A 22,144-nucleotide genomic window follows, 5' to 3' on the forward strand; every position below is an offset into this window, starting at 1 on the left:
AGACGGAGTAGCCCATCATGAGCAACCCCCTGATCGTTCAACTGGACATGGCAGAATTCTGTGAGGCGACCGACCTGTCGGACGTCTACGTGATCGAAATCGTCGAACACGGCATCCTCGAACCTCAGGGCACCCAGCCCAAGGATTGGCGTTTCAACGATTATGAGCTGGCACTGGCCAAGCGCGCCGCGAAGCTGCGTCGCGAACTGGAACTGGAGTGGGAAGGCGTCGCCCTGGCGCTGGACCTGCTTGAGGAAGTCCAGCAACTGCGGGCCGAGAACCGCATGCTCAAGCAGCGGCTGGGGCGGTTGGTGGTTGAATAATCGTTCTGATTGACCTGTTCGGCGTGTCTGGTGCGGTACATAGTTGTTTTCTGCTCCTTGATTTCGACTGCGTGGAGTCTTTTTTGCGTGGCAAATCAACAACTTTTTGCGCTTTTGTTCACTGGATCAACGCCTGACCATAGGACTCCAACATTGGTTTTAAGGTGTTAAAGACATGCCTGAATTGCAAGGAAGCAATCCAAACGTGCCATCAAGTCCGGCCGAAAAGGACGACAAGGGGGTCCACTACCCGCGAATAAAACCGTTGATCCCCAAGGCAATCACCGAGGCACCACGGGCCAGGCTCCTGTCTGCGGCGCAGGTGCAGCCGGCGTTTCCTGATTGGTATCTGAAAGCCCGACCGGTGGATCGCGACTATCTCAAGCAACTCATCGACGAGCGCTGGCGCCTGCAAGGACCGCTGGACGAATTGCTCGGCGACTTGCAACACGACATCAAGGCCTTTGCCGAGCCGTTGCTCAAAACCATGTTGCTCTCGAACTTCTACGAGCATGGCGATCCGGGCGATCTGCAATTGCGCCTGTATGTGCCGAACAAAATCGTCGGGGGGATCGATACCCAGGCCAGCACTATCCGTCGCTCCACACTGCTCGAAGCGGCACTGCACAACTTCGAAGAGGATGAAACCCGCGAGGATGCGTTTCGCAGCGGCTCAGCCGTGTTGCGCAAGAATGTTCGTGGTGACCTGCACGAGATCAAGGTCATCACCCCGCAAAAAATTGCAGCGCTATGCCGCCGCCTCGACATTGGCGGGCAATACCAGACCCACATCAAATCATTGCTCACTCCCGCAGATGCCAACGCCGCTCGCCTGCTCAACGAGCGTTCGATCGCCAGTGACAAAGCGGCCTTCAAACTGGCGTTGATGACGGCGTATCTCAAGGGCGATATCGGCCTGCACGGTTACACAACGATAGGCGCACTGATCGACGGCAATTCTGGCCTCCAGTGGTATGGCCGTCCGCTACAAAGTCATCGTTTGTCGCTGATGGGCTGCCGGATAACCGGCATTGTGCTGTTCAGCGCGGTGGCCGAACCAACGGCGGTCAAAAAGGCCATTGATGGCCTGGCGCCCGATGCACTCAAGCAATGGCTTGATTTCTCCCGACTGGCCACTTCCCCGCTATCCAATGGCTTCGATACCTTTCGCATGCTCAAGGCTTTTTTCGCCAACGGCCCGAAAGGCGTGGTGGAAGAGATGCTGCGCAAGGACGAAATCTACCGCCAGAATCGGCTGAGCGGGCATTTGATTGCCTGGGTACCGGATGACCCGGATCATCCGCTGAAGGAATATGCCTCACTCACCGATTTCATGAAGACGCTGATCGGCCAACTGCGTGAAAGTGATTACCAGAGTTTTTTCAGTCGTTTTGTCGCACAGAAAGACAAGGCGATTTTTTTCAGCCGGGTCAATGAACGGCTCAAGACCATCACCTGGCAGCAGCGCGCACCGCTGGACATGGGGCCATGGTGGCGAGAAACGCCGGTCGAAAACCCTGATGCGCAACCTGTTACTTATCTGATCAGCGACGACCTGTGGGGTCGTCTGTTTCGTGAGCGCCGCGACAAAGCCATTGCCGATGCCCGATTGATCGCGGTGCCGACCGATGACGAAGACGCCACCGCTCGCTGGAAACGCCTGAGCGGCTATCTGGACATCGCCTGGAACGTGTTCAATTTTGGCGCGATGCTGGTACCGGTACTGGGCCCGGCAATGATAGGCCTGATGGCCGCGCAATTGCTGGCTGAGCTGGTCGAGGGCATCGAAGACTGGAGCAAGGGTGACGTCGAAGAGGGCGCGGTGCACATCAACAGCGTGTTGATCAACGGTGCGCAAATGGCCCTGATGTTCATGGGCCATGTGCTGCCCAAAGGCCCCACGCCGATCAGATCATCCCCCCTGATAGACAGCCTTAAACCGGTGGAACTGCCCGGCGGAAAAACGCGTCTGATCAAACCCGACCATGCGCCTTACGAGCACCGCCTGACGCTGCCCGAAACCGCAACGCCCGATGCTCTCGGCGTCATCGAGCATGACGGGCGTAAAGTGCTGCCGCTCGAGGACAAGCAATTCGTGCTCAAGGAGGATCCGCTCACCGGACAGCCTCGACTGCAACATTCCAGGCGCCCGGATGCCTATCAGCTGAACATCGAACACAACGGTGCTGGCGCCTGGCACACGGAGTTCGAAGAACCGATGGCATGGGGCAAGGGCAAGCTGTTGCGGCGCCTCGGTCCATCCGTGGATGGGATCAGTGACGAAGTGCTGGATCAGGCAAGGCATGTCAGCGGTGTGGACGAAGGCGTGCTACGTCGTATGCATGTCGAAAATGATCAACCGGCTCCTTTGCTCATGGACACGCTGAAGCGCTTCAAGGCTTACGCGGACGCCGACAAGCTGAGTGCGCAGATCCTGAATGGTCAGGTGCCGCAGGAACTGTCGGAGAAAGTGACGGGGTTTGTCACAGAGTTACCTGGCTGGCCGCAATCCAGGGCCCTGGTGCTGGAGGCCGATGCCGCTTCGGGCCGACCGTCACTGAGTTTCGGTGCGACCGAGGCTACGCCTGAAAATACCCTCAACATGTCCCGGGCCGATGTTTGCGAAGGCCGCCTGCCGACACGGGTGGTTGACGCCCTCAGCGAGACTCAGTTGCAGGACTGGTTCGGCAGTGAAGTCCCGAAAGAACGCTCGGCGCGTATTGCCGAGCTGCAAAAACGCATCGCCCGCCAGGCGCAAGACAGCAAAAAAACGCTGTTCGATACGTTGTACAAGGCCCGGGAAACCACCAATGATGCGCGGATAAACCTGTTGAAAGGGGATTTTCCGGACCTGTCGAACGCCGCCGCGCAAGCCCTGCTGGACGATGCCGCTGAAGCCGAGTTGTTGAAATTGACCCGAGACCGACGGATCCCGTTGCGCTTGCGCGAAATGGCGCGAAAGTCTGTGTTCGGCTTGCGTCTGAGTCGCGCCTATGAAGGGCTTTATCTAGACGAATTGATCAATGCCGACACCGGCCGGCTGGCGCTGCATACCCTGGAAAACTGGCCGAAATGGCCAAAGAATATGCGCATCGAAGTTCGCGAGTTCTCCTTCACCGGTGCACTGCATGACAGCGTTGGTCCGGTCGATGCCTCGGCGCGCAAGGTGTTGGTATTGCGCGAGGACGGGCGTTATGAGGCTTACGGCAATGAGGGGGGCCATCTGCATGGAGCGGACGATCTGTACGGGGCATTGCTGCATGCCTTGCCCGATGCCGACCGCAAAACGCTGGGGTATGAGATCAATCAGGGAGCCCAGCTGCGTCAGGCCGTCAAACAAACGCCGCTGTCACACGACACGTTCTCGGAAACGCTGCTGGATCACCCGATACGCAAGCCCGCTTACGACCCGCAGATCATGCGTTTGCGTGGCGGAATGCGCACTTACAGGGTGCGCTCACAAGATGCGGATCTTTTGCGAACTCGCACACGATCACTCTATCCAGGCCTGGATGACCGTCAGGTACAAGCGCTGATGAACGGTTTTGGTGAGTGGGCCGACCAGCGACTGACTGCGCTGGAAACCGAATTCAACCGCTTCAATGATTCCATGCGCCTATGGCTCAACCGGCCTACCCAGGCTTGGCGTCTTACGCCCGAAGGAATCTCGGAATGGAACTCCAGAAACGACATCTACACGAAGCTCCGCCGCTGCTGGCAGCGCACCGGACCGGCGGGCGTTGAGACACCAGGCATCGTGGCGCCGCAGGCACTGAATCTGGACGGTTTTCCTCTGGACAGGCATTTGACGACGATGCCTGAACTGGCGGGCAGTTTTGATCACGTCACCGAACTCCACCTGAACAATGCAGGACTGCGTAATGAGCATGTCGGATTCCTGCGGCCATTCCGGCAATTGCGGCAATTGAGCATGAGGCAAAACAGTTTGACCGTGTTTCCTCAAGAGGTCGGCAACCTGCGCTGGCTGACTCATCTGATGCTCAACAAGAACAACATCTCTCTGGACAGCGCGGGGATCGCCCACCTCAGAGGACTGACCCACTTGCGTATGTTGCGTATGAGTAACAACCCGTTGCGCTTGCCGCCTGATGTCAGTCTTATGCCCAGGTTGCAGGCAATTACCCTTGACCATGGTCAGCTTAATACCTGGCCCACGGGTTATCTTGGCCGCAATCGCCCGCGCAACATTTATCTGAACCTTGAGTTCAACAGGCTCACGCAGATTCCCGAAGTGGCGCCCGGTTCCTTCCGTGCGGAGTTGCTGGCGCGCACATTCTTTACTCGCGAGGAGCCATGGATTTCGCCCGAGAACCTTGAGCAGATGCGCACGTACATCGAATCGCTCGGTCTGGACCCTGATCGCGCTTATCCCCCACGCGGCGTACTCGACAGCTCCGATTGGGGAGAAGGGCTGAGCAACGCAGAGTGGAATGCGAAACAGGAAGTCTGGGACAACGTCGAAGACGAGCATGGCTCGGTGCCGTTTTTCAATGAAATCCGGCGGTTGACCGAGTCCTATGATTTCAAGGCCGCCGACAAAAGTTATCGTACCGAACTCACCGCCAAAGTGTGGCGCATGCTCGAGGCCATGGCCGAGAACACTGAACTGCGTGAGAAACTTTTTGCCGAGGCGACCAGCACCACCAACTGTGTGGATGGCGGCACTCAGTTGTTCAATGCCATGGGCGTCGAAGTATTAGTGCACGAGGCCCATGGATTGGCCAATCCGGGGCTGGTGGAAGCCGAGTTGCTGCAACTGGCGAGGGGCAAGGCGCGTCTGGACGAACTGGGCAGGATTGCCCGCGAGCGTGTCGCTGAGCGCTTGCGGGCCGGAGAAACCTTTTATCGCCGCGGAACTGAAGGTGGAACCATCGATGAAGTCGAGGTGCATTTGGCCTACATGACGGATCTGGCGGAACGCCTGGACCTGCCATGGCAAGCGCGAGGCATGCAGTTTCGAGCTATTTCCAAGGTGAGCAAGGAGATGATCGAGGCAGCCTATCAACGTGTGCTTGCTCTGGAAGAAGGAGGCTTGCTGGCCGAGCGGATCCTTGAGCAACCGATCTGGCAAACCTTCATGGAAACGACCTATCGTCAGGAATTCGATGACCTCAAGCTGAGGCTGGAAAACGCTGAGGATGAAGAGGTGTTCAAGGCCCTCAAGGATCTCGAAAAAGCCTTGACCCAACAGGCTCTGAACCGAGCCAGACTGGACAAGGTGAATACCAAAATCGGTAGTTGACCCGCAAGCCCCGAACGCCTGGCGTCCGGGGCTTCTTTCATTGTTCAGAACAGGAAATAACGCTGGGCCATTGGCAAGGTTTCTGCGGGTTCACACCACAGCAATACACCGTCAGCCTTGACCTGATAGGTCTGTGGATCAACGTCGATCTCTGGCAGGTAATCGTTGTGGATCAGGTCGGTTTTCTGCACCGCGCGACAGCCTTTGACCACGGCGATTTTCTTTTTCAGGCCCAAGGCTTCGGGCAATCCGGCCTCCCGCGCCGCCTGGCTGATAAACGTCAGGCTAGTGGCGTGCAGCGAGCCGCCGTAACTGGCGAACATCGGGCGGTAGTGGACCGGTTGCGGCGTTGGAATCGAGGCGTTGGCGTCGCCCATCAGGCTGGCGGCAATGGCGCCCCCCTTGAGGATCAGCGTCGGTTTGACCCCGAAAAATGCCGGGCGCCACAGCACCAGATCCGCCCATTTGCCCACTTCGACCGAGCCGACTTCATGGCTGATTCCATGGGTGATCGCCGGGTTGATCGTGTACTTGGCGATGTAGCGTTTGGCGCGGAAGTTGTCGTTGCCTTCGCCATCACCGGGCAACGGGCCGCGCTGCTTTTTCATCTTGTCGGCAGTCTGCCAGGTGCGCGTGATGACTTCACCGACGCGGCCCATGGCCTGGCTGTCGGAGCTGATCATCGAGAACGCGCCGAGGTCGTGGAGGATGTCTTCGGCGGCGATGGTTTCACGGCGAATGCGGCTTTCGGCGAAGGCCACGTCTTCGGCAATGCCTGGGTCCAAGTGGTGGCAGACCATCAGCATGTCGAGGTGTTCGTCAATGGTGTTGCGGGTGAACGGCCGGGTCGGGTTGGTCGAACTCGGCAGCACGTTGGCAAAGCCGCACGCCTTGATGATGTCCGGGGCATGCCCGCCGCCCGCACCTTCGGTGTGATAGGTGTGGATGGTGCGGCCCTTGAAGGCGGCGAGGGTGGTTTCGACGAAGCCCGATTCGTTGAGGGTGTCGGTGTGGATCGCCACTTGTACGTCGTACTGGTCGGCGACGTTCAGGCAGTTATCGATGCTCGCCGGGGTGGTGCCCCAATCCTCGTGCAACTTCAGGCCGATGGCGCCGGCCTTGACCTGTTCGATCAACGGCTCCGGCAGGCTGGCGTTGCCCTTGCCGGTGAAGCCGATGTTCATTGGGAACGCATCGGCGGCCTGGAGCATGCGCGCCAGGTGCCACGGCCCGGACGTGCAGGTGGTTGCATTGGTGCCAGTGGCCGGGCCGGTGCCACCGCCAATCATGGTGGTCACGCCGCTCATCAGCGCTTCTTCGATCTGCTGCGGGCAGATGAAGTGGATGTGCGTGTCGATGCCGCCCGCCGTGAGGATCATGCCTTCGCCGGCGATGACTTCGGTGCTGGCACCGACTGCAATGGTCACGTTCGGCTGGATGTCCGGGTTACCGGCCTTGCCGATGCCGGCGATGCGACCGTCCTTGAGGCCGACGTCGGCCTTGACGATGCCCCAGTGGTCGATGATCAGTGCATTGGTGATCAGGGTGTCGACGACCTCTGCGGCGAGTAATTGGCTTTGGCCCTGGCCGTCGCGGATGACTTTGCCGCCGCCGAATTTCACTTCTTCGCCGTAGGTGGTGAAGTCCTTTTCCACTTCGATCCACAGTTCGGTGTCGGCCAAGCGGACTTTGTCACCGACGGTGGGGCCGAACATGTCGGCGTAGGCTTGTCTTGAGATTTTCATGCGCTTGCCTTGAGATTCAATTGGATTTGAGACCGCTCGCATAGCTCGCTATCGCAGCCTCGCTGCGCTCGACAGCTCCTACAGGTGTTCGCGCAAATTCCCGATTGCTCGGCCCCTGTAGGAGCTGTCGAGCGAAGCGAGGCTGCGATCTTTCAGGCGCACCGCAGATATCAGTCGAGATCCCCCATGATCCGTCCGGCAAACCCGAACACCCGACGATGCCCGGCCAGGTCTACCAACTCGACCTCGCGGCTCTGGCCTGGTTCGAAGCGCACGGCGGTGCCGGCGGGGATGTTCAGGCGCATGCCACGGCTGGCGGCGCGGTCGAACGTCAGCGCATCGTTGGTTTCGAAGAAGTGGTAATGCGAGCCGACCTGGATCGGCCGGTCGCCGCTGTTGGCCACCTTCAGGCTGAGGGTGCGGCGGCCCACGTTGAGTTCGATGTCGCCGGCCTGGATCTGGTATTCACCGGGAATCATCAATGGGCTCCCTGGAGAATCTTGTAGTAGAGCGCGGTCGGTTTGTAGAGGCCGCTCGGGTCGCAGGCATAGTCGGGAATTTCACCTGCGCGGGTGTAACCCAGAGCCTTGTAGAAGTCTTCGCCGGGAGAGCCGGCTTCGGTGTCGAGGTAGAGCATGCCGCGCTTGTGCTGGAGCGCGGCCTGCTCCAGAGCGCTCATCAACTGTTGGCCCAAACCTCGGCGGCGTGCATGTTCACGCACCAGCAGTTTTTGCACTTCGGCGCGGTTCAGGCCATTGGCTTTCTGGCACAGGGTCAGTTGCACACTGGCCTGCACTTGCTCGTCCTTGACCACCACCCACAGCAGCACGTTGCCCTTGTTCAGGTTCTCCTGGACATCATCGAAATAGGCTCGGGCCTCGGTGGCGTCCAGATTGGCCATGAACCCGACGCTGGCACCATAGCCGACGGCGTCGAGCAGCAGATCAATCAAGCCCTGACGATAGTGCGCAAAGCTTTCAACATTGACGCGGCGCAGTTGGGCGGCGTTCATGGGAAATTACTCCTTGTTGGCAGTCGGCGGTTCCGCGCCAGGATTAAGGGTCAGTTGCATGAAGGTCAGGTCCAGCCAGCGACCGAACTTGGTGCCCACCTGAGGCATCTGGCCGGTCGTCACGAAACCGGCTCGCTCATGCAGGCGAATAGAGGCGGCATTACCACTTTCGATGGCAGCGACCATGACGTGCTTGTCGCAACTTTTGGCACGCTCGATCAACGCGCTGATCAATTGCGGGCCGAGGCCATTGCCACGCTGGTCGCTGCGCACGTAAACCGAGTGCTCGACGGTGTGGCGGAATCCGTCGAACGGGCGCCAGTCACCAAATGAAGCGTAGCCCAGGACAGTGTTGTCGCTGTCGGCGATCACCAGAATCGGGTAACCCTGGGATTGCCGGGCGCTGAACCAGGCCTGGCGGTTACCCAGGTCCACGGCCTGTTCGTTCCAGATGGCCGTGGTGTTGAGCACGGCGTCGTTGTAGATGTCGCGGATCGCCGGCAAGTCGGCATGCGCTGCATCGCGAATGGCGTAATTCATGGCGCGGCCTCAAGCGATCGGTTGGTGAACGGTGACCAGTTTGGTGCCGTCGGGAAAGGTCGCTTCGACCTGGATCTCCGGAATCATTTCCGGGATGCCTTCCATCACTTGTTCGCGACTGAGCAGGGTGGTGCCGAAATGCATCAGCTCGGCCACGGTCCGGCCGTCACGGGCGCCTTCGAGCAGCGCTGCGCAAATGTAGGCCATGGCTTCCGGGTAGTTGAGTTTCACGCCGCGAGCCAAACGCCGTTCGGCCACGAGGCCGGCGGTGAAGATCAGCAGCTTGTCTTTTTCGCGTGGGGTCAGGTCCATCGTTTGGAATCCATATCGGCAGTTAAACAAATCTTGAGTCGAGCGCCCCGTAGGAGCTGTCGAGCGGAGCGAGGCTGCGATCTTTTGATTTTGGTCTTTTTCGGCACCGCTGAAGATCAAAAGATCGCAGCCTCGCTCCGCTCGACAGCTCCTACAGGGGGTGTGTGTTCAGGTGGCCCATATTCGCGGTGGGACGGCTTCACGGCCTAACAGTGCCGGGCGCAATAACCGCCACAACTCAATCAGCCAGCCGCGGGCCAACAGTGCTTCACCCGTCAGGCACCGAGCGACCAAAAGCCCCGGCAACTGCGTCAAATCCCCCCGCACGTCATGGGTCAACGAACGGCACCTCTCCAGCAATTCACTATCAACCTCCCCAGTCACCAACAACGTCGCAAACACCGGTTGCCCATCCAGCCCGATCGGCGAATCAAGCAATCCGTCACCCCCGACAATGCGCTGGCGTTCATGCCAGAGCAACTGGCCGTCGCGGCGGATGTCCAGCTGCGCCTGAAAATGTCCGAGGTCGAAACGCTCGCCACTGGCCGGGCGCCCGAGCGCCACCACGTCCCAGTAAAGCAATCGGGCATCGCCTTCAAGGTCGATGCAGGTGCTGAGTTCTGCCTGCGCGGCACTGAAAATGATCGTCTCTTGTGGCAACCATTCCAGTGTCGCACCGGTCGCCACTTTCAAATTCAGCTGCTGATAGGCGGGGCCCGCCGCGCGATACCACTTGGCCGCGCCAGGGCTGGTGATTTGCGCCCAGGCGTCCGTGCCGAGACTGGCCGAGATGTCCAGCCGATCACCGCCGGCAATCCCGCCCGGCGGGTGCACGATGATGTGCTGGCAAACTTCCGGCCCTTCGGCATACAGATGCTTCTGCACCCGCAGCGGGCCTTTGTGGCGGCGCTGAACCGGGCGCGTACTGTCGCCGAATCGGGCGTAGCAGAGCTCCAGCTCGGCGTGCCAGCTGGGGGTAAACACGGCGGTGGGAACAGGTAAATTCATGGTTTCTAATTATCGTCAGGACGCTAGAGATTAGATCGTTACCAAACCGCGTACACCCTCGGCTTCCATATTTTCTCCACGTCCCTGTTGCACGATCTCGCCCCGGGACATCACCAGGTACTGATCGGCCAGTTCAGCGGCGAAATCATAGAACTGCTCTACCAGCAAAATTGCCATGTCACCACGGGCTGCGAGCTTTTTGATCACCACGCCGATTTCCTTGATCACCGACGGCTGGATGCCTTCGGTGGGTTCGTCGAGAATCAGCAGGCGTGGACGGCTGGCCAACGCTCGGCCGATCGCCAATTGCTGCTGTTGGCCACCGGACAAATCCCCCCCGCGCCGTTGCTTCATTTGCAGCAGCACCGGAAACAGTTCGTAGATGAACGCCGGGACTTCCTTGGCTTCAGAGCCGGGAAATCGCGACAGACCCATCAACAGGTTTTCTTCCACGGTCAGCCGGCCGAAAATTTCCCGACCCTGAGGCACATAGGCGATTCCGGCATGCACCCGCTGGTGTGGCTTGAACGTGGTGATCGGTTTGCCCTCCCAGTTCACCGCGCCTTCTTTGGCCGGCAACAGGCCCATCAGGCACTTGAGCAGCGTGGTCTTGCCCACACCGTTGCGGCCGAGCAGGCAGGTGACTTCACCGACCTTCACCTCAAACGTCAGGCCCCGCAGGATGTGGCTACCGCCGTAATACTGGTGCAGCTTGTCGACTTGCAGCATTCTCAAATACTCCTCAAATCCCTTGTGGGAGCGGGCTTGCTCGCGAAGGCGGACTTAAACTCAACATTTGTGCTGCCTGACACACCGCATTCGCGAGCAAGCCCGCTCCCACATTGGAATGTATTCACAGGTCTACCGACCGAGGTACACCTCGATCACGCGCTCGTTATCCTGCACCTGTTCCAGCGATCCTTCGGCCAGCACGCTGCCCTGGTGCAACACGGTGACGTGGTCGGCGATGGAGCCGACGAAACCCATGTCGTGTTCCACCACCATCAGCGAATGCTTGCCCGCCAGGCGCTTGAACAGTTCGGCGGTGAACTCGGTTTCGGCGTCGGTCATGCCTGCCACCGGCTCGTCGAGCAGCAACAGTTGCGGGTCCTGCATCAGCAACATGCCGATCTCCAGAAACTGCTTCTGACCGTGGGACAACAAGCCCGCCGGGCGATTGACCGAGCCGGTCAGGCGAATGGTGTCCAGCACTTCGCTGATGCGATCTTTCTGTTCGCCACTCAGGCGAGCCCGCAAACTGGCCCACACCGACTTGTCGGTTTTTTGCGCCAGCTCCAGGTTTTCAAAAACGCTCAAGGCTTCGAACACCGTCGGCTTCTGGAACTTGCGGCCGATGCCGGCCTGAGCGATCTGCACTTCGCTCATCTGCGTCAGGTCGAGGGTTTCGCCGAACCAGGCTTTGCCGTGACTGGGGCGGGTCTTGCCGGTGATCACGTCCATCAGCGTGGTCTTGCCCGCGCCGTTGGGGCCGATGATGCAACGCAATTCGCCGACGCCGATGTACAGGTTCAAGTCGTTCAGCGCCTTGAAACCATCGAAGCTGACGCTGATGTCTTCTAGCGTCAGGATCGTGCCGTGGCGGGTGTTCAGGCCCGGACCGACGCGCTGACCGAGGCCGATCGCATCGCGGCTGCTGCCGGCGTCCTTGTTGGGCTCCACTGGAAAAACCGCCGGTTCGAGCATGAATTCAGCCGTCGCAGTCACTCTCATTGCTCACCCCTTTTTTTCAGCAAACCGATTACACCTTTGGGCAGGTACAAGGTCACGACGATGAACAGCGCGCCGAGGAAGAACAGCCAGTACTCCGGGAACGCCACGGTGAACCAGCTCTTCATGCCGTTGACCACACCGGCGCCGAGCAGCGGGCCGATCAGCGTGCCGCGACCGCCCAGCGCAACCCAAACCGCGGCCTCGATGGAGTTGGTCGGCGACATTTCACTCGGGTTGATGATCCCGACTTGCGGCACGTACAGCGCGCCGGCCAGGCCGCACAACACTGCGCTCAGCACCCAGACAAACAGCTTGAAACCACGCGGATCGTAGCCGCAGAACATCAGGCGGTTTTCCGCATCCCGCAGCGCCGTCAACACCCGGCCGAACTTGCTTTGCGCCAGGCGCCAACCGATGAACAGGCTCGCCACCAGCAACACCACGGTGGCGAAAAACAGCACCGCGCGGGTGCCCGGTTCGGTGATGCCAAAGCCAAGAATGGTGCGGAAGTTGGTGAAGCCGTTGTTGCCGCCAAACCCGGTTTCGTTGCGGAAGAACAGCAGCATCCCGGCGAAGGTCAGGGCCTGGGTCATGATCGAGAAATACACGCCCTTGATCCGCGAGCGAAAGGCGAAGAAGCCAAACACCAGCGCCAGCAACCCCGGCGCCAATACCACCAGACACATCGACCAGAGGAAGCTGCTGGTGCCGGTCCAGTACCACGGCAATTCAGTCCACGACAGGAAGGTCATGAACGCTGGCAAGCCATCGCCCGAGGCCTGGCGCATCAGGTACATGCCCATCGCATAGCCGCCGAGGGCGAAGAACAAACCGTGACCAAGGGACAGCAGGCCGGCGTAACCCCAGACCAGATCGAGGGCCAGCGCGACAATCGCGTAGCAGAGGATCTTGCCCACCAGCGTCAGCGTGTAAGCCGAGACATGAAACGCGCTGTCCGGCGACAACAACGACAGCAGCGGCAACGCCAGCAACAGAACGAGGATCAGCGCGCCAACGGCAATCGTGACCTTGGGACCGGCTTTTTGTGTTGCGGTAACGAGCAGGGGCTGGTTCATCAGTCGATCACCCGTCCTTTCAGTGCGAAGAGGCCTTGCGGACGTTTCTGAATGAACAGAATGATCAGCGCGAGGATCAGGATCTTGCCGAGCACGGCACCGATCTGCGGTTCGAGAATCTTGTTGGCGATGCCCAGGCCGAAGGCCGCCAGCACGCTACCGGCCAACTGCCCGACACCGCCGAGCACCACCACCAGGAACGAGTCGATGATGTAGCTCTGGCCAAGGTCCGGGCCGACATTGCCGATCTGACTGAGGGCTACGCCACCAAGCCCGGCAATGCCCGAGCCGAGGCCGAAGGCGAGCATGTCCACGCGACCGGTCGGCACGCCGCAGCAGGCGGCCATGTTGCGGTTTTGGGTCACGGCGCGAACGTTCAAACCGAGGCGCGTCTTGTTCAGCAGCAACCAGGTCAGCACCACCACAAATAAGGCGAAGGCGATGATCACGATGCGGTTGTACGGCAGCACCAGATTGGGCAGCACCTGAATCCCGCCCGACAGCCACGCCGGGTTGGCCACTTCAACGTTCTGCGCGCCGAACATCAATCGGACCAGCTGAATCAGCATGAGGCTGATGCCCCACGTGGCGAGCAGGGTTTCCAGCGGACGGCCGTAGAGGTGGCGAATTACCGTGCGTTCCAGCGCCATGCCGATAGCAGCGGTCACGAAAAACGCCACCGGCAAGGCGATCAGCGGATAGAACTCGATGGCTTGCGGGGCGAAGCGTTGGAACATCAGCTGAACCACGTACGTCGAGTACGCGCCGAGCATCAGCATTTCGCCGTGAGCCATGTTGATGACGCCGAGCAGACCGAAGGTGATCGCCAGACCGAGGGCCGCGAGCAACAGGATCGAACCGAGTGACATACCGCTGAAAGCCTGTCCGAGGACCTCGCCGATGAGCAGCTTGCGTTTGACTTGAGCGAGGCTGGTTTCGGCAGCGGTACGCACATTGGCGTCGGCTTCGACACCGGGTTGCAGCAGGCTTTCGAGGCGAGTGCGAGCCAGTGGATCACCGGTTTCACCGAGCAGACGCACAGCGGCAAGTCGCACGGCCGGGTTGGTGTCCACCAGTTGCAGATTGGCCAGCGCCAGGCTCAAAGCCGCGTGGACGCTTTGGTCTTTTTCGCCAGCCAGTTGCTGGTCGAGGAATGCAAGCTGCGCAGGTTTAGCGCTTTTCTGCAATTGCTGCGCGGCGGCCAGACGGAGGTTGGCGTCGGTTGCGAGCAATTGGTGGCTGGCCAGCGCGGTGTCGATCAGACCGCGCAGGCGGTTGTTCAGGCGCAGGGTTTTCGGTTGGCCTTCGACGGTCAGCGCGCCTTGTTGCAGGGCGTTGATCAGTTCGATGCGAGCCGGATCGGGCTGCGCGGCCCAGGTTTCGAGAAGCTTGGCTTGCTGCACGGGATTGGCCGCGACGAAGTCTTCGGCGTCGCCCGCGTGAGTGGCCATCGGCAGTAAGAGCGCGAGGGCGAGGATGAAGCGGTAAAGGGCGGTGGGCATATCATTGGCCTTACGCGGACTAAATGTGGGAGCGAGCCTGCTCGCGAATGCGGTGTGTCAGTCACATGTATGTTGGATGTGTCACCGCATTCGCGAGCAGGCTCGCTCCCACAGGGGTGCGTCAGGCCCGAGAGAAGCGCTCAGGCCCGACACCCAGTGGCTTAGTTGCTCTTCACCGCATAATCCGGCTTCTTGTCGTTACCCGAGATAAACGGGCTCCAAGGCTCTGCACGGATCGGCCCTTCGGTCTGCCACACCACGTTGAACTGACCGTCTGCCTGAATCTCGCCGATCATCACCGGTTTGTGCAGGTGGTGGTTGGTCTTGTCCATGGTCAGGGTGTAACCGGACGGCGCGGCAAAGGTCTGGCCGGCGAGGGCCTCGCGGACTTTGTCGACGTCGGTGGACTTGGCTTTCTCAGCCGCTTGCGCCCACATGTGGATGCCCACGTACGTGGCTTCCATCGGGTCGTTGGTCACCGCTTTGTCGGCGCCCGGCAGGTTGTGTTTCTTGGCGTAGGCTTTCCAGTCAGCGACGAACTTCTTGTTCGCCGGGTTCTCGACCGACTCAAAGTAGTTCCACGCCGCGAGGTTGCCCACCAATGGTTTGGTGTCGATGCCGCGCAGTTCCTCTTCGCCGACCGAGAACGCCACGACTGGAACGTCAGTGGCTTTCAGACCCTGGTTGGCCAGTTCTTTATAGAACGGCACGTTTGAGTCGCCGTTGACGGTAGAGATGACCGCTGTCTTGCCACCGGCCGAGAATTTTTTGATGTTGGCCACGATGGTTTGATAGTCGCTGTGGCCGAACGGGGTGTAGACCTCTTCGATGTCCTTGTCCGCCACACCTTTGGAGTGCAGGAACGAACGCAGGATCTTGTTGGTGGTGCGCGGGTAGACGTAGTCGGTGCCCAGCAGGAAATAGCGCTTGGCGCTGCCGCCTTCTTCGCTCATCAGGTATTCCACCGCCGGGATCGCCTGCTGGTTCGGCGCGGCGCCGGTGTAGAACACGTTCGGCGACATCTCTTCGCCTTCGTATTGCACCGGGTAGAACAGCAGGCCGTTGAGCTCCTCGAACACCGGCAATACCGACTTGCGCGACACCGACGTCCAGCAACCGAACACCACCGCAACCTTGTCCTGGGTCAGCAACTGACGACCCTTTTCGGCGAACAGCGGCCAGTTCGACGCGGGGTCCACGACCACGGGTTCGAGCATCTTGCCGTTCACGCCACCCTTGGCGTTGATCTCGTCGATGGTCATCAATGCCATGTCTTTGAGCGACGTTTCGGAGATCGCCATGGTGCCGGACAACGAATGCAGAATACCGACCTTGATGGTCTCGGCGGCCTGGACAGTCCAGGTCATGCCCATCGCGGCAATGCTTGCCGATAGTGTGAAAGCCTTGATCAAGCTGCGACGCTTCATTGTGCGATCTCCATGAACTTATGAATTTTATGGGTGGCAGATGCGGACTACTGAAGGGTCTTTAGCAAGGGCTGTGCCTGGTCGGCAAAAGGCAGGGAAAATGTCGTATTAGAGCGGTTGCGCGGTTTGGGCGGCGCACCATGAAGGATCGCGCCTGGCGCGTTGGTGCGAAGAGGTGCGCCACATTGGTGCCTTGAAATTTTGAAGTCATCTAAAGATCGCAGCCTGCGGCAGCTCCTACACAGCCGCAGGCTGCGATCTTTTGATCTTGTTTACGAAGACGATGAAGCCGATTCAGTTTGCCGGTTGAGGCGCGACAAAAGCACCCGGTCGAGCAGCCAGACCACCACCAGCGAAGCGCCTACCAACGGAAACGCCACCGCCAGTGCGAACATGATGACCATCGCGGTTTTCCATTGCGGCAGGTCGTGGCGCAACGGTGGAACACCGAATTGCCCCTCTGGACGGCGCTTCCACCAGATCACCACACCGCTGACGGCGCTGAGCACAATCATCAGGCAGATCAGCAGCACGATGATCTGATTGAGCGGACCGAACATTTTGCCTTCGTGCAGCATCACACCGATTTCCGTTACGCGGGCGACGGTGCCGTATTGTTCGTAGCGCACGTCGGCGAGGACGTCGCCGGTGTACTGATCGATATGCAAGGTGGCGTCGTTGCGCGGGTCGTCGGCGAACACTGCGATGGTGAACACGCCGGTGGCGGTCGTCGGCAAGGTGATGCTGTAACCCGGTTCGACCTTGCGTTGCGCAGCGATGTTCTGCACGTCCTGCAAGCTGATGGTCGGCGCGGCGGGGCCGGCTTGCGCGCCGTCGTGGGCCATGTGCTCGGCGTGGTCGCCGGACATCGGCATCGGCGTGTTTTCCATCGCCCATGGCACGGTCTGGCGGGTGGCGGTGTTAAGGCTGCGCGCCTCGACATCGGACTTGGGCACGTCGTCCCACATCGCTGCCGGAAAGACATTCCAGACTTCGGCGTATTGCTTGCCCCAGAACCCGGTCCACGTCATGCCGCTGAGCAGCATCACCAACAGCAACGACGCGCCCCAGAACCCGGTTACCGCGTGCAAGTCACGCCAGAGCACTCGACCGCGACTGCTCAAACGTGGCCACAAAATCCCGGCCGCCTGGCCACGCGGCCACCACAGAAAGACGCCGGAGACCACCAGCACCACGCCCCAACCGGCGGCCAATTCGATCAGTCGATCACCGACGGTGCCGATCATCAACTCGCCGTGAATCGCTCGCGCAACCGCTTGCAGATTCTTCTTCGCGTCTTGCTCGCCGAGGATGTCGCCCTGGTAGGGATCGACGAACACGTTCAGCTCATTGCCGGCATTGAGCACGACAAATTGCGCGCTGCGTTCGGCGTTGACCGGCGGCAGGTACTGCTTGATCTGACCCTGTGGATACGCCGCTTTTACCCGCTTGAGCAGGTCGTCGGCCGGGACGCTGTGATGCCCGGCCGGGACGTTCAGCAGGCTGCCGTACATCAACGGGTCGAGTTGCGGTTTGAACAGGTAAATGATGCCGGTCAGGGCCAGCATTACCATGAAAGGCGCGACGAACAGACCGGCATAGAAATGCCAGCGCCAGGCCAGGTTGTAGAAATTCACTGTGGGCTGTTTCATCACGTGTGCTCCGCTTTGGCGATTCAATTGTCTGTAAAAGATCGCAGCCTCGTTTCACTCGACAGCTCCTACGGGGTGTACGTGTTCCAATGTAGGAGCTGGCGTAGCCTGCGATCTTTTGACTTTTCTTGTTAGAAACTCATGTCCACTTTGGTCCAGAGCGTGCGCCCCGGTTCTGTAATGGCTTGTGGGTCATTGGCCGGGTAGCCGAAACCGGCGTTACCGGCGAGGTTCAAATGCTCGGCGTAGGCCTTGCCAAACAGGTTGTCGACGCCGGTGCTGACCTTCCAGTTTTTGTCGATCCGGTACGCACCGTTGAGCGAGAACACGCCAAAACCCGAGGTCTTGTCGAAGTCCTTGCCGACGACGTTGCCCTTGTTCTGGTCGATGCGGTTTTGCTCCGCAACCACCCGCCACAAGGCACCTGCGCTCCAGTTGTCTGCGCTGTAGGTCAGGCCGAAACGTGCGTCCAGCGGCGGCATTTGCGGCAGTGCGTTGCCGTCGCTGCTGTTCTTGCCCCAGGCATAGGCCAGGGTCGCGTCGGCTTTCCAATGGCTGGTCAGCCTGTAGGCCGCACCCAATTCGCCGCCCATGATTCGTGCGTCGATGTTTTGTGCTTGCGAGGTCATGCCCATCATTGCGGGCGTGTAGTTGAACAGGATGTAATCGCGCACCTGCCCGACGTATCCCGAGGCCCAGGCTTCGAGGTCGTCGGTCTTGTATTGCAGGCCGAAGTCGAGCTGGGTGGTTTTCTCAGGCTTGATCGAATCGAAGGCGTTCACCGATCCGGCGGGCCCCGATTTGGGCGAAAACAGCTCCCAGTAATCCGGGAAACGCTGGGTGTGACCGAGGCCGGCATACAACGTGGTCGGGCTGTCCTCCAGATCATGCTCGTAACGGACGAAACCGCTTGGCAAGGTGTCGGCGCGGGTATCGTCGGCGGTCGGGTTGGCGCGAGTCATCATTCCTGAGCCAGTGGTCTGCCGATAATCCTTGGCCGAGGCGCGGTCCAGGCGTGCACCGGTAATCAACCGATCACGGTCGGCGGCGTACCAGGTCAATTCGCTGAACACGCCGTAGTTGTGGAAGTCGGCGTCCTTGTTGCGCGGCAGATCCTTGTAGACGTCGATGCCCATGGCGCTGCGTTGGCGATGTTCGTTGGTCTGCGCATCGATGCCGCTGATCAACTGCACATCGGCCCAGCGCCAAGTGGCTTTGATCCGTGCGCCGAGGGTTCGACGGTCGACGTTGGAAGCCATCGGGCCGGCCATCATTCCGGTGCCGGACGGCGTGCGCAGGGTGTAGTTGTCCATCACGTGGTCGGCGTAGTTGTAGTAAATCTGCGCTTCGACTTTATCCAGCACATCGCCGATGTTCGACTTCTCGAAACGCAGGCCCAGGCTTTCGCGCTTGAACTGCGAGCCGTCCATGCCGCGCCCGGCGTAACGGGCTTCGCCATCGCCCTTGCCGGCGGTCAGTTCCAGCAGGGTGTCAGCGTCCGGGGTCCAGCCAACTGCCATATCGCCGTTCCATTTGTCATAGCGCGACGGCACGGTGTCGTTGTTGCCGTCTCGGTAGTCGTCGGAATGCGCAGTGTTGCCGATCACTCGCACGTAACCCAGCGGCCCGCCGGCAGCGGCGTCCACCACCTTGTCGAAACGCCCGTTAGAGCCAGCCAGCAGGCTGGCGTTCACTCGGGTGCCGAGTTCGCCGAAGCTCTCCGGCTCACGGTCGAAGAGGATGGTGCCGGCCGATGCGCCGGGTCCCCAGAGCACGGTTTGCGGGCCTTTGATGACGGTCAGTTTGTCGTAGGTTTCCGGCGAGATGTACGAGGTCGGTGCGTCCATTCGGCCGGGGCAGGCGCCAAGCAACTGACCGCCGTTGGTGAGGATGTTGAGCCGCGAACCGAACATACCGCGCAGCACCGGGTCGCCGTTGGTGCCGCCATTGCGCACCAGGGCGAAGCCGGGGATGGTTTTCAGGTAGTCGCCACCGTCGCTGGCCGGCACCGGTTGGCGCGGGTCTTTGGGGTTGGTGACGATGGTCAGCGGCGAACTCGGCGCGATGGCGGTGATCACCGTTGGGCTCAGTTCTTCACTGTGACCTGCGTGTTCATCGGCCAGCACCATCGGTGTCAGCAGTGCACCGCAAAGGAAGGCGGTGACGTGCCTGAAACGAATACTCGATTCGTTCGGGGCAAAAGAAGCTTGGGCAGGGCGCAAGCGTGTGTCAGCAGAAAACCTGGACATGACAATTTCCATCGAACAGTCGTAAACGACACGGCCGGCAGCCTGGGGCTGTCTTCTAAATCGTGTGAGAGCGGATGTGGGTGTTTACGCGTCGATGGGTGGGGCGCGAGTGCGGGCGCCGGGGAAGAAGGTTGGCCGGGCGTGGCCCTGTCGGGGGGAAGGGGGGGTGAAAGTGGTGGCTGTTGGCGTGTCGTACGCGATGAAGGACTGGCCGCCGGTCAGCGCCGGGCAATTGAACAGCAGGCTGCAATAGCCGCATTTTTCCCAGAGCGCGTGATGTTCGGCTTTTGGCGGGCAGTGCTCGGCAGCGGGTTGCGCGCCATGATCGGCGTGCTCCATCGCCGACATGTCCATGCTCATGGACATTGACGCGCGTTGATCCATCGGCATCGACTGAGAAATCAGCGGGCCGATAAAGATCATCAACATGGCGAACAGGCTGATCCAGCTGCCGCGCGTCAGGCTTAACGGATGACGACGGTGTGCGGATGACCTGGCGCTAAGCGGGCGCATGGGCGTTTTCAGCGCTGTCGATTACTGGGCGTGCGCGTGTGCTTGCATGCCGTCCGGTGCTTTTTTCTGCACCGCGACGTCGACCGTCACGTCACCGGATTTCTCGAAGTGCATCGTCAGCGGGAAGCGTTTGCCGTCGCTCAACAGGCTGCGGTCTTTCAGCTCCAGCAGCATCACGTGGTAGGCCATCGGCGCAAAAGTGACTTCGCCACCGGCCGGGATTTCGACGCTTGGCACCTGCTTCATTTTCATCAGGTCGTTTTGCTTGACGTGCTCATGCAGTTGAGCAATGCCTGCAATCGGCGAGTCGACGCTGAGCAGGCGGTCAGAGGTTTTGCCTGTGTTCTGAATGACAAAATAGGCCGCTACGGTTGGCGCGTTGGGCGGCAATTCCTGCGACCAGGGGTGAGCGATTTCCAGCTCCCCGGCCTTGTATTCGTGGGCATTGGCAAAGCAGGCAGGCAACAGCAACGCGGCCAGGACGATGAGTTTGTTCAACATGGCAGTTCTCCAGAGCGATTCAAAACGCAGGTCAATTGCGAGAAGGAATCACACCAGAGGGGAGGCGCGGGGGTTGAGGCTCGGCCATTGCTGGCGCGGTGTCGGTGTATCGAGAGAGGTGGTGGGCAGGCTTCGATTGGCATCGAAATGCGCGAAATACAGCTGCGGCACATGCCCGGGCAACGCCACTAAAGGCGCGGAGCCCGAGCAACACCAGCAATGTTGCATGTTGGAATGATCGTCGCTCTGCGGGGCTTTCTGTTCGATGTCGCCCAGGGAAATCGCCACCATCTTCGTGCCGCTGGACGAACAGAAACTGCCCCACAACAACTGGTCGGCGGGTGATTTCGCCGTCTGCGCCATCGCTCCGGTCATCGGCATGGCCAGCATGTTGAACAGCACTGCGAAGCAGGCGATCCAGGCAAATGCGAGCCGTTGTCGGGACATGAGGCAAATCCGGTTGGGTGGGCGATCAGGTGCGGCCATTTAGCCTGATCAGGGCCGATAAGTAAAAAAGCGGCGTGCGGTGTGGTGTCGCAGCGCGATCAGAGTGCGCTGGCGTGCAAGCGCAGACCCAAAGCTTTCACAACCTTCATGATAGTCGCGAATTCCGGATTGCCAGTGCTGCCCAATGCTTTGTACAGACTTTCACGACCCAGACCTGAATCGCGGGCAATCTGTGTCATGCCCTTTGCTCGGGCTATGTCGTTAAGTGCGGCACGTATGAGCACTCCGTCGCCAGCATCCTCTTCAAAACAGGCGTCCAGGTAGGCAGCCATTTCTTCTGGTGTTTTTAGAAATTCGGCGGCATCGAAACGGGTGAATTGTTCGGCCATGATTTACTCCTCATTACCGATGTTTTGCGCCATTTGAATGGCGCGTTTGATGTCTCGTTTTTGAGTCGACTTGTCACCTCCCACCAGCAGCAAATAAACCACTTCACCTCGGCGGGTGAAATACATTCTGTAGCCGGGACCATAATGCACACGCATTTCATAAACAGCTCCGCCTACCGGTTCGCAATCACCAAAATTTCCATGTTCGGCAGCTCGGAGCCTGGCGATGATCCGAGCCTTGCCAATGGTGTCTCTCAGTAAATCAAGCCAATCGGCAAAAGCTCGGGATCGTTCGAAGTCGATCATGTTCGATCGTATTCCTTGGGATACAGGTTGGCAAGCCGCACTTTCCTCGGGCCGAATTTAGTCGTCCCTTAGCATGCAAGGTTGGTGTGCTTGTTAGGATCAGAGGGCCCGGACTATAGGATTGAAGCCATAGAGTGGATAGCCGGCT

The 22,144-nt window shown here is 59.9% G+C and carries 20 protein-coding genes; 2 read left to right on the forward strand and 18 right to left on the reverse strand.

What is annotated here, in order from left to right; translation table 11 throughout:
• The first annotated feature begins 17 nt into the window (after positions 1 to 17).
• Both ACYZTX_RS04290 and ACYZTX_RS04295 read left to right on the forward strand, forming a co-directional pair.
• The gene (locus ACYZTX_RS04290) at positions 18 to 323 is read left to right on the forward strand and encodes a chaperone modulator CbpM (RefSeq protein WP_131058858.1); all 306 of its coding nucleotides are present in this window, start codon (positions 18 to 20) and stop codon (positions 321 to 323) included.
• A gap of 175 nt (positions 324 to 498) precedes the next feature.
• Positions 499 to 5,586 carry an NEL-type E3 ubiquitin ligase domain-containing protein gene (locus ACYZTX_RS04295; RefSeq protein WP_462033091.1) on the forward strand — a complete coding sequence of 1,696 codons (5,088 nt, stop codon included), beginning with the start codon at positions 499 to 501 and terminating at the stop codon, positions 5,584 to 5,586.
• 44 nt (positions 5,587 to 5,630) lie between these two features.
• Here the strand turns inward: ACYZTX_RS04295 and ureC are convergent, their stop codons facing one another.
• The 18 genes from ureC to ACYZTX_RS04385 form a co-directional block, all read right to left on the reverse strand.
• Complete coding sequence (gene ureC / locus ACYZTX_RS04300) at positions 5,631 to 7,331, reverse strand: urease subunit alpha (RefSeq protein ID WP_462033092.1); 1,701 nt, start codon at positions 7,329 to 7,331, stop codon at positions 5,631 to 5,633.
• A 170-nt stretch (positions 7,332 to 7,501) separates the two neighbouring features.
• Positions 7,502 to 7,810: an urease subunit beta gene (locus ACYZTX_RS04305; RefSeq protein WP_462033093.1), complete on the reverse strand. Its 309-nt coding sequence runs from the start codon at positions 7,808 to 7,810 to the stop codon at positions 7,502 to 7,504.
• Positions 7,810 to 8,343, reverse strand: coding sequence for a GNAT family N-acetyltransferase (locus ACYZTX_RS04310; protein ID WP_462033094.1), 534 nt, complete (start codon positions 8,341 to 8,343; stop codon positions 7,810 to 7,812). The genes ACYZTX_RS04305 and ACYZTX_RS04310 overlap by 1 nt, the downstream gene beginning before the upstream one ends.
• 6 nt (positions 8,344 to 8,349) lie before the next feature.
• The gene (locus ACYZTX_RS04315) at positions 8,350 to 8,883 is read right to left on the reverse strand and encodes a GNAT family N-acetyltransferase (RefSeq protein ID WP_462033095.1); all 534 of its coding nucleotides are present in this window, start codon (positions 8,881 to 8,883) and stop codon (positions 8,350 to 8,352) included.
• A 9-nt stretch (positions 8,884 to 8,892) separates the two neighbouring features.
• Positions 8,893 to 9,195, reverse strand: coding sequence for an urease subunit gamma (gene ureA, locus ACYZTX_RS04320; protein WP_462033096.1), 303 nt, complete (start codon positions 9,193 to 9,195; stop codon positions 8,893 to 8,895).
• A gap of 168 nt (positions 9,196 to 9,363) precedes the next feature.
• The gene (locus tag ACYZTX_RS04325; RefSeq protein WP_462033097.1) at positions 9,364 to 10,203 is read right to left on the reverse strand and encodes an urease accessory protein UreD; all 840 of its coding nucleotides are present in this window, start codon (positions 10,201 to 10,203) and stop codon (positions 9,364 to 9,366) included.
• A 30-nt stretch (positions 10,204 to 10,233) separates the two neighbouring features.
• Entirely contained in the window at positions 10,234 to 10,932 is a 699-nt protein-coding gene (gene urtE, locus ACYZTX_RS04330; protein WP_462033098.1) for an urea ABC transporter ATP-binding subunit UrtE, read from the reverse strand.
• A gap of 132 nt (positions 10,933 to 11,064) precedes the next feature.
• Entirely contained in the window at positions 11,065 to 11,934 is an 870-nt protein-coding gene (gene urtD, locus ACYZTX_RS04335; protein ID WP_462033099.1) for an urea ABC transporter ATP-binding protein UrtD, read from the reverse strand.
• Positions 11,931 to 13,010, reverse strand: a complete 1,080-nt coding sequence (gene urtC, locus ACYZTX_RS04340; protein WP_462033100.1) for an urea ABC transporter permease subunit UrtC — start codon at positions 13,008 to 13,010, stop codon at positions 11,931 to 11,933. Before urtC ends, urtD begins: the two co-directional genes overlap by 4 nt.
• The gene (urtB, locus tag ACYZTX_RS04345) at positions 13,010 to 14,512 is read right to left on the reverse strand and encodes an urea ABC transporter permease subunit UrtB (RefSeq protein ID WP_462033101.1); all 1,503 of its coding nucleotides are present in this window, start codon (positions 14,510 to 14,512) and stop codon (positions 13,010 to 13,012) included. Before urtB ends, urtC begins: the two co-directional genes overlap by 1 nt.
• Positions 14,513 to 14,673: 161 nt before the next feature.
• Positions 14,674 to 15,939, reverse strand: coding sequence for an urea ABC transporter substrate-binding protein (urtA, locus tag ACYZTX_RS04350; RefSeq protein ID WP_462033102.1), 1,266 nt, complete (start codon positions 15,937 to 15,939; stop codon positions 14,674 to 14,676).
• 272 nt (positions 15,940 to 16,211) lie between these two features.
• A complete protein-coding gene (locus ACYZTX_RS04355; protein ID WP_462033103.1) occupies positions 16,212 to 17,591 on the reverse strand; it encodes a PepSY-associated TM helix domain-containing protein in 1,380 nt (459 codons plus the stop codon).
• A gap of 131 nt (positions 17,592 to 17,722) precedes the next feature.
• Positions 17,723 to 19,840, reverse strand: a complete 2,118-nt coding sequence (locus ACYZTX_RS04360) for a TonB-dependent copper receptor (RefSeq protein WP_462033104.1) — start codon at positions 19,838 to 19,840, stop codon at positions 17,723 to 17,725.
• Positions 19,841 to 19,924: 84 nt separating this feature from the next.
• Positions 19,925 to 20,353, reverse strand: coding sequence for a DUF2946 domain-containing protein (locus tag ACYZTX_RS04365; RefSeq protein WP_462033105.1), 429 nt, complete (start codon positions 20,351 to 20,353; stop codon positions 19,925 to 19,927).
• Positions 20,354 to 20,374: 21 nt separating this feature from the next.
• Entirely contained in the window at positions 20,375 to 20,854 is a 480-nt protein-coding gene (locus ACYZTX_RS04370) for a copper chaperone PCu(A)C (RefSeq protein WP_462033106.1), read from the reverse strand.
• Between the two features lie 48 nt (positions 20,855 to 20,902).
• The gene (locus ACYZTX_RS04375) at positions 20,903 to 21,301 is read right to left on the reverse strand and encodes a DUF2946 domain-containing protein (protein ID WP_462033107.1); all 399 of its coding nucleotides are present in this window, start codon (positions 21,299 to 21,301) and stop codon (positions 20,903 to 20,905) included.
• A gap of 98 nt (positions 21,302 to 21,399) precedes the next feature.
• Positions 21,400 to 21,690, reverse strand: a complete 291-nt coding sequence (locus ACYZTX_RS04380; RefSeq protein WP_462033108.1) for an addiction module antidote protein — start codon at positions 21,688 to 21,690, stop codon at positions 21,400 to 21,402.
• Between the two features lie 3 nt (positions 21,691 to 21,693).
• Positions 21,694 to 21,996, reverse strand: coding sequence for a type II toxin-antitoxin system RelE/ParE family toxin (locus ACYZTX_RS04385; protein ID WP_462033109.1), 303 nt, complete (start codon positions 21,994 to 21,996; stop codon positions 21,694 to 21,696).
• Positions 21,997 to 22,144: the final 148 nt, after the last annotated feature.

The organism is Pseudomonas sp. MDT1-17 (genome assembly GCF_054898105.1).

Excerpts from the sequence above, each read along its gene's own strand:
- ACYZTX_RS04305 (WP_462033093.1), bottom strand. The coding sequence starts at position 7,810 with ATGATTCCCGGTGAATACCAGATCCAGGCCGGCGACATCGAACTCAAC.
- ACYZTX_RS04310 (WP_462033094.1), bottom strand. The coding sequence starts at position 8,343 with ATGAACGCCGCCCAACTGCGCCGCGTCAATGTTGAAAGCTTTGCGCAC.
- ACYZTX_RS04375 (WP_462033107.1), bottom strand. The coding sequence starts at position 21,301 with ATGTCCCGACAACGGCTCGCATTTGCCTGGATCGCCTGCTTCGCAGTG.
- ACYZTX_RS04355 (WP_462033103.1), bottom strand. The coding sequence starts at position 17,591 with ATGAAACAGCCCACAGTGAATTTCTACAACCTGGCCTGGCGCTGGCAT.
- ACYZTX_RS04365 (WP_462033105.1), bottom strand. The coding sequence starts at position 20,353 with ATGCGCCCGCTTAGCGCCAGGTCATCCGCACACCGTCGTCATCCGTTA.
- urtE (WP_462033098.1), bottom strand. The coding sequence starts at position 10,932 with ATGCTGCAAGTCGACAAGCTGCACCAGTATTACGGCGGTAGCCACATC.
- ACYZTX_RS04380 (WP_462033108.1), bottom strand. The coding sequence starts at position 21,690 with ATGGCCGAACAATTCACCCGTTTCGATGCCGCCGAATTTCTAAAAACA.
- ACYZTX_RS04385 (WP_462033109.1), bottom strand. The coding sequence starts at position 21,996 with ATGATCGACTTCGAACGATCCCGAGCTTTTGCCGATTGGCTTGATTTA.
- ureC (WP_462033092.1), bottom strand. The coding sequence starts at position 7,331 with ATGAAAATCTCAAGACAAGCCTACGCCGACATGTTCGGCCCCACCGTC.
- ACYZTX_RS04370 (WP_462033106.1), bottom strand. The coding sequence starts at position 20,854 with ATGTTGAACAAACTCATCGTCCTGGCCGCGTTGCTGTTGCCTGCCTGC.
- ACYZTX_RS04325 (WP_462033097.1), bottom strand. The coding sequence starts at position 10,203 with ATGAATTTACCTGTTCCCACCGCCGTGTTTACCCCCAGCTGGCACGCC.
- ACYZTX_RS04315 (WP_462033095.1), bottom strand. The coding sequence starts at position 8,883 with ATGAATTACGCCATTCGCGATGCAGCGCATGCCGACTTGCCGGCGATC.
- ACYZTX_RS04295 (WP_462033091.1), top strand. The coding sequence starts at position 499 with ATGCCTGAATTGCAAGGAAGCAATCCAAACGTGCCATCAAGTCCGGCC.
- ureA (WP_462033096.1), bottom strand. The coding sequence starts at position 9,195 with ATGGACCTGACCCCACGCGAAAAAGACAAGCTGCTGATCTTCACCGCC.
- urtC (WP_462033100.1), bottom strand. The coding sequence starts at position 13,010 with ATGAACCAGCCCCTGCTCGTTACCGCAACACAAAAAGCCGGTCCCAAG.
- ACYZTX_RS04360 (WP_462033104.1), bottom strand. The coding sequence starts at position 19,840 with ATGTCCAGGTTTTCTGCTGACACACGCTTGCGCCCTGCCCAAGCTTCT.
- urtD (WP_462033099.1), bottom strand. The coding sequence starts at position 11,934 with ATGAGAGTGACTGCGACGGCTGAATTCATGCTCGAACCGGCGGTTTTT.
- urtB (WP_462033101.1), bottom strand. The coding sequence starts at position 14,512 with ATGCCCACCGCCCTTTACCGCTTCATCCTCGCCCTCGCGCTCTTACTG.
- urtA (WP_462033102.1), bottom strand. The coding sequence starts at position 15,939 with ATGAAGCGTCGCAGCTTGATCAAGGCTTTCACACTATCGGCAAGCATT.
- ACYZTX_RS04290 (WP_131058858.1), top strand. The coding sequence starts at position 18 with ATGAGCAACCCCCTGATCGTTCAACTGGACATGGCAGAATTCTGTGAG.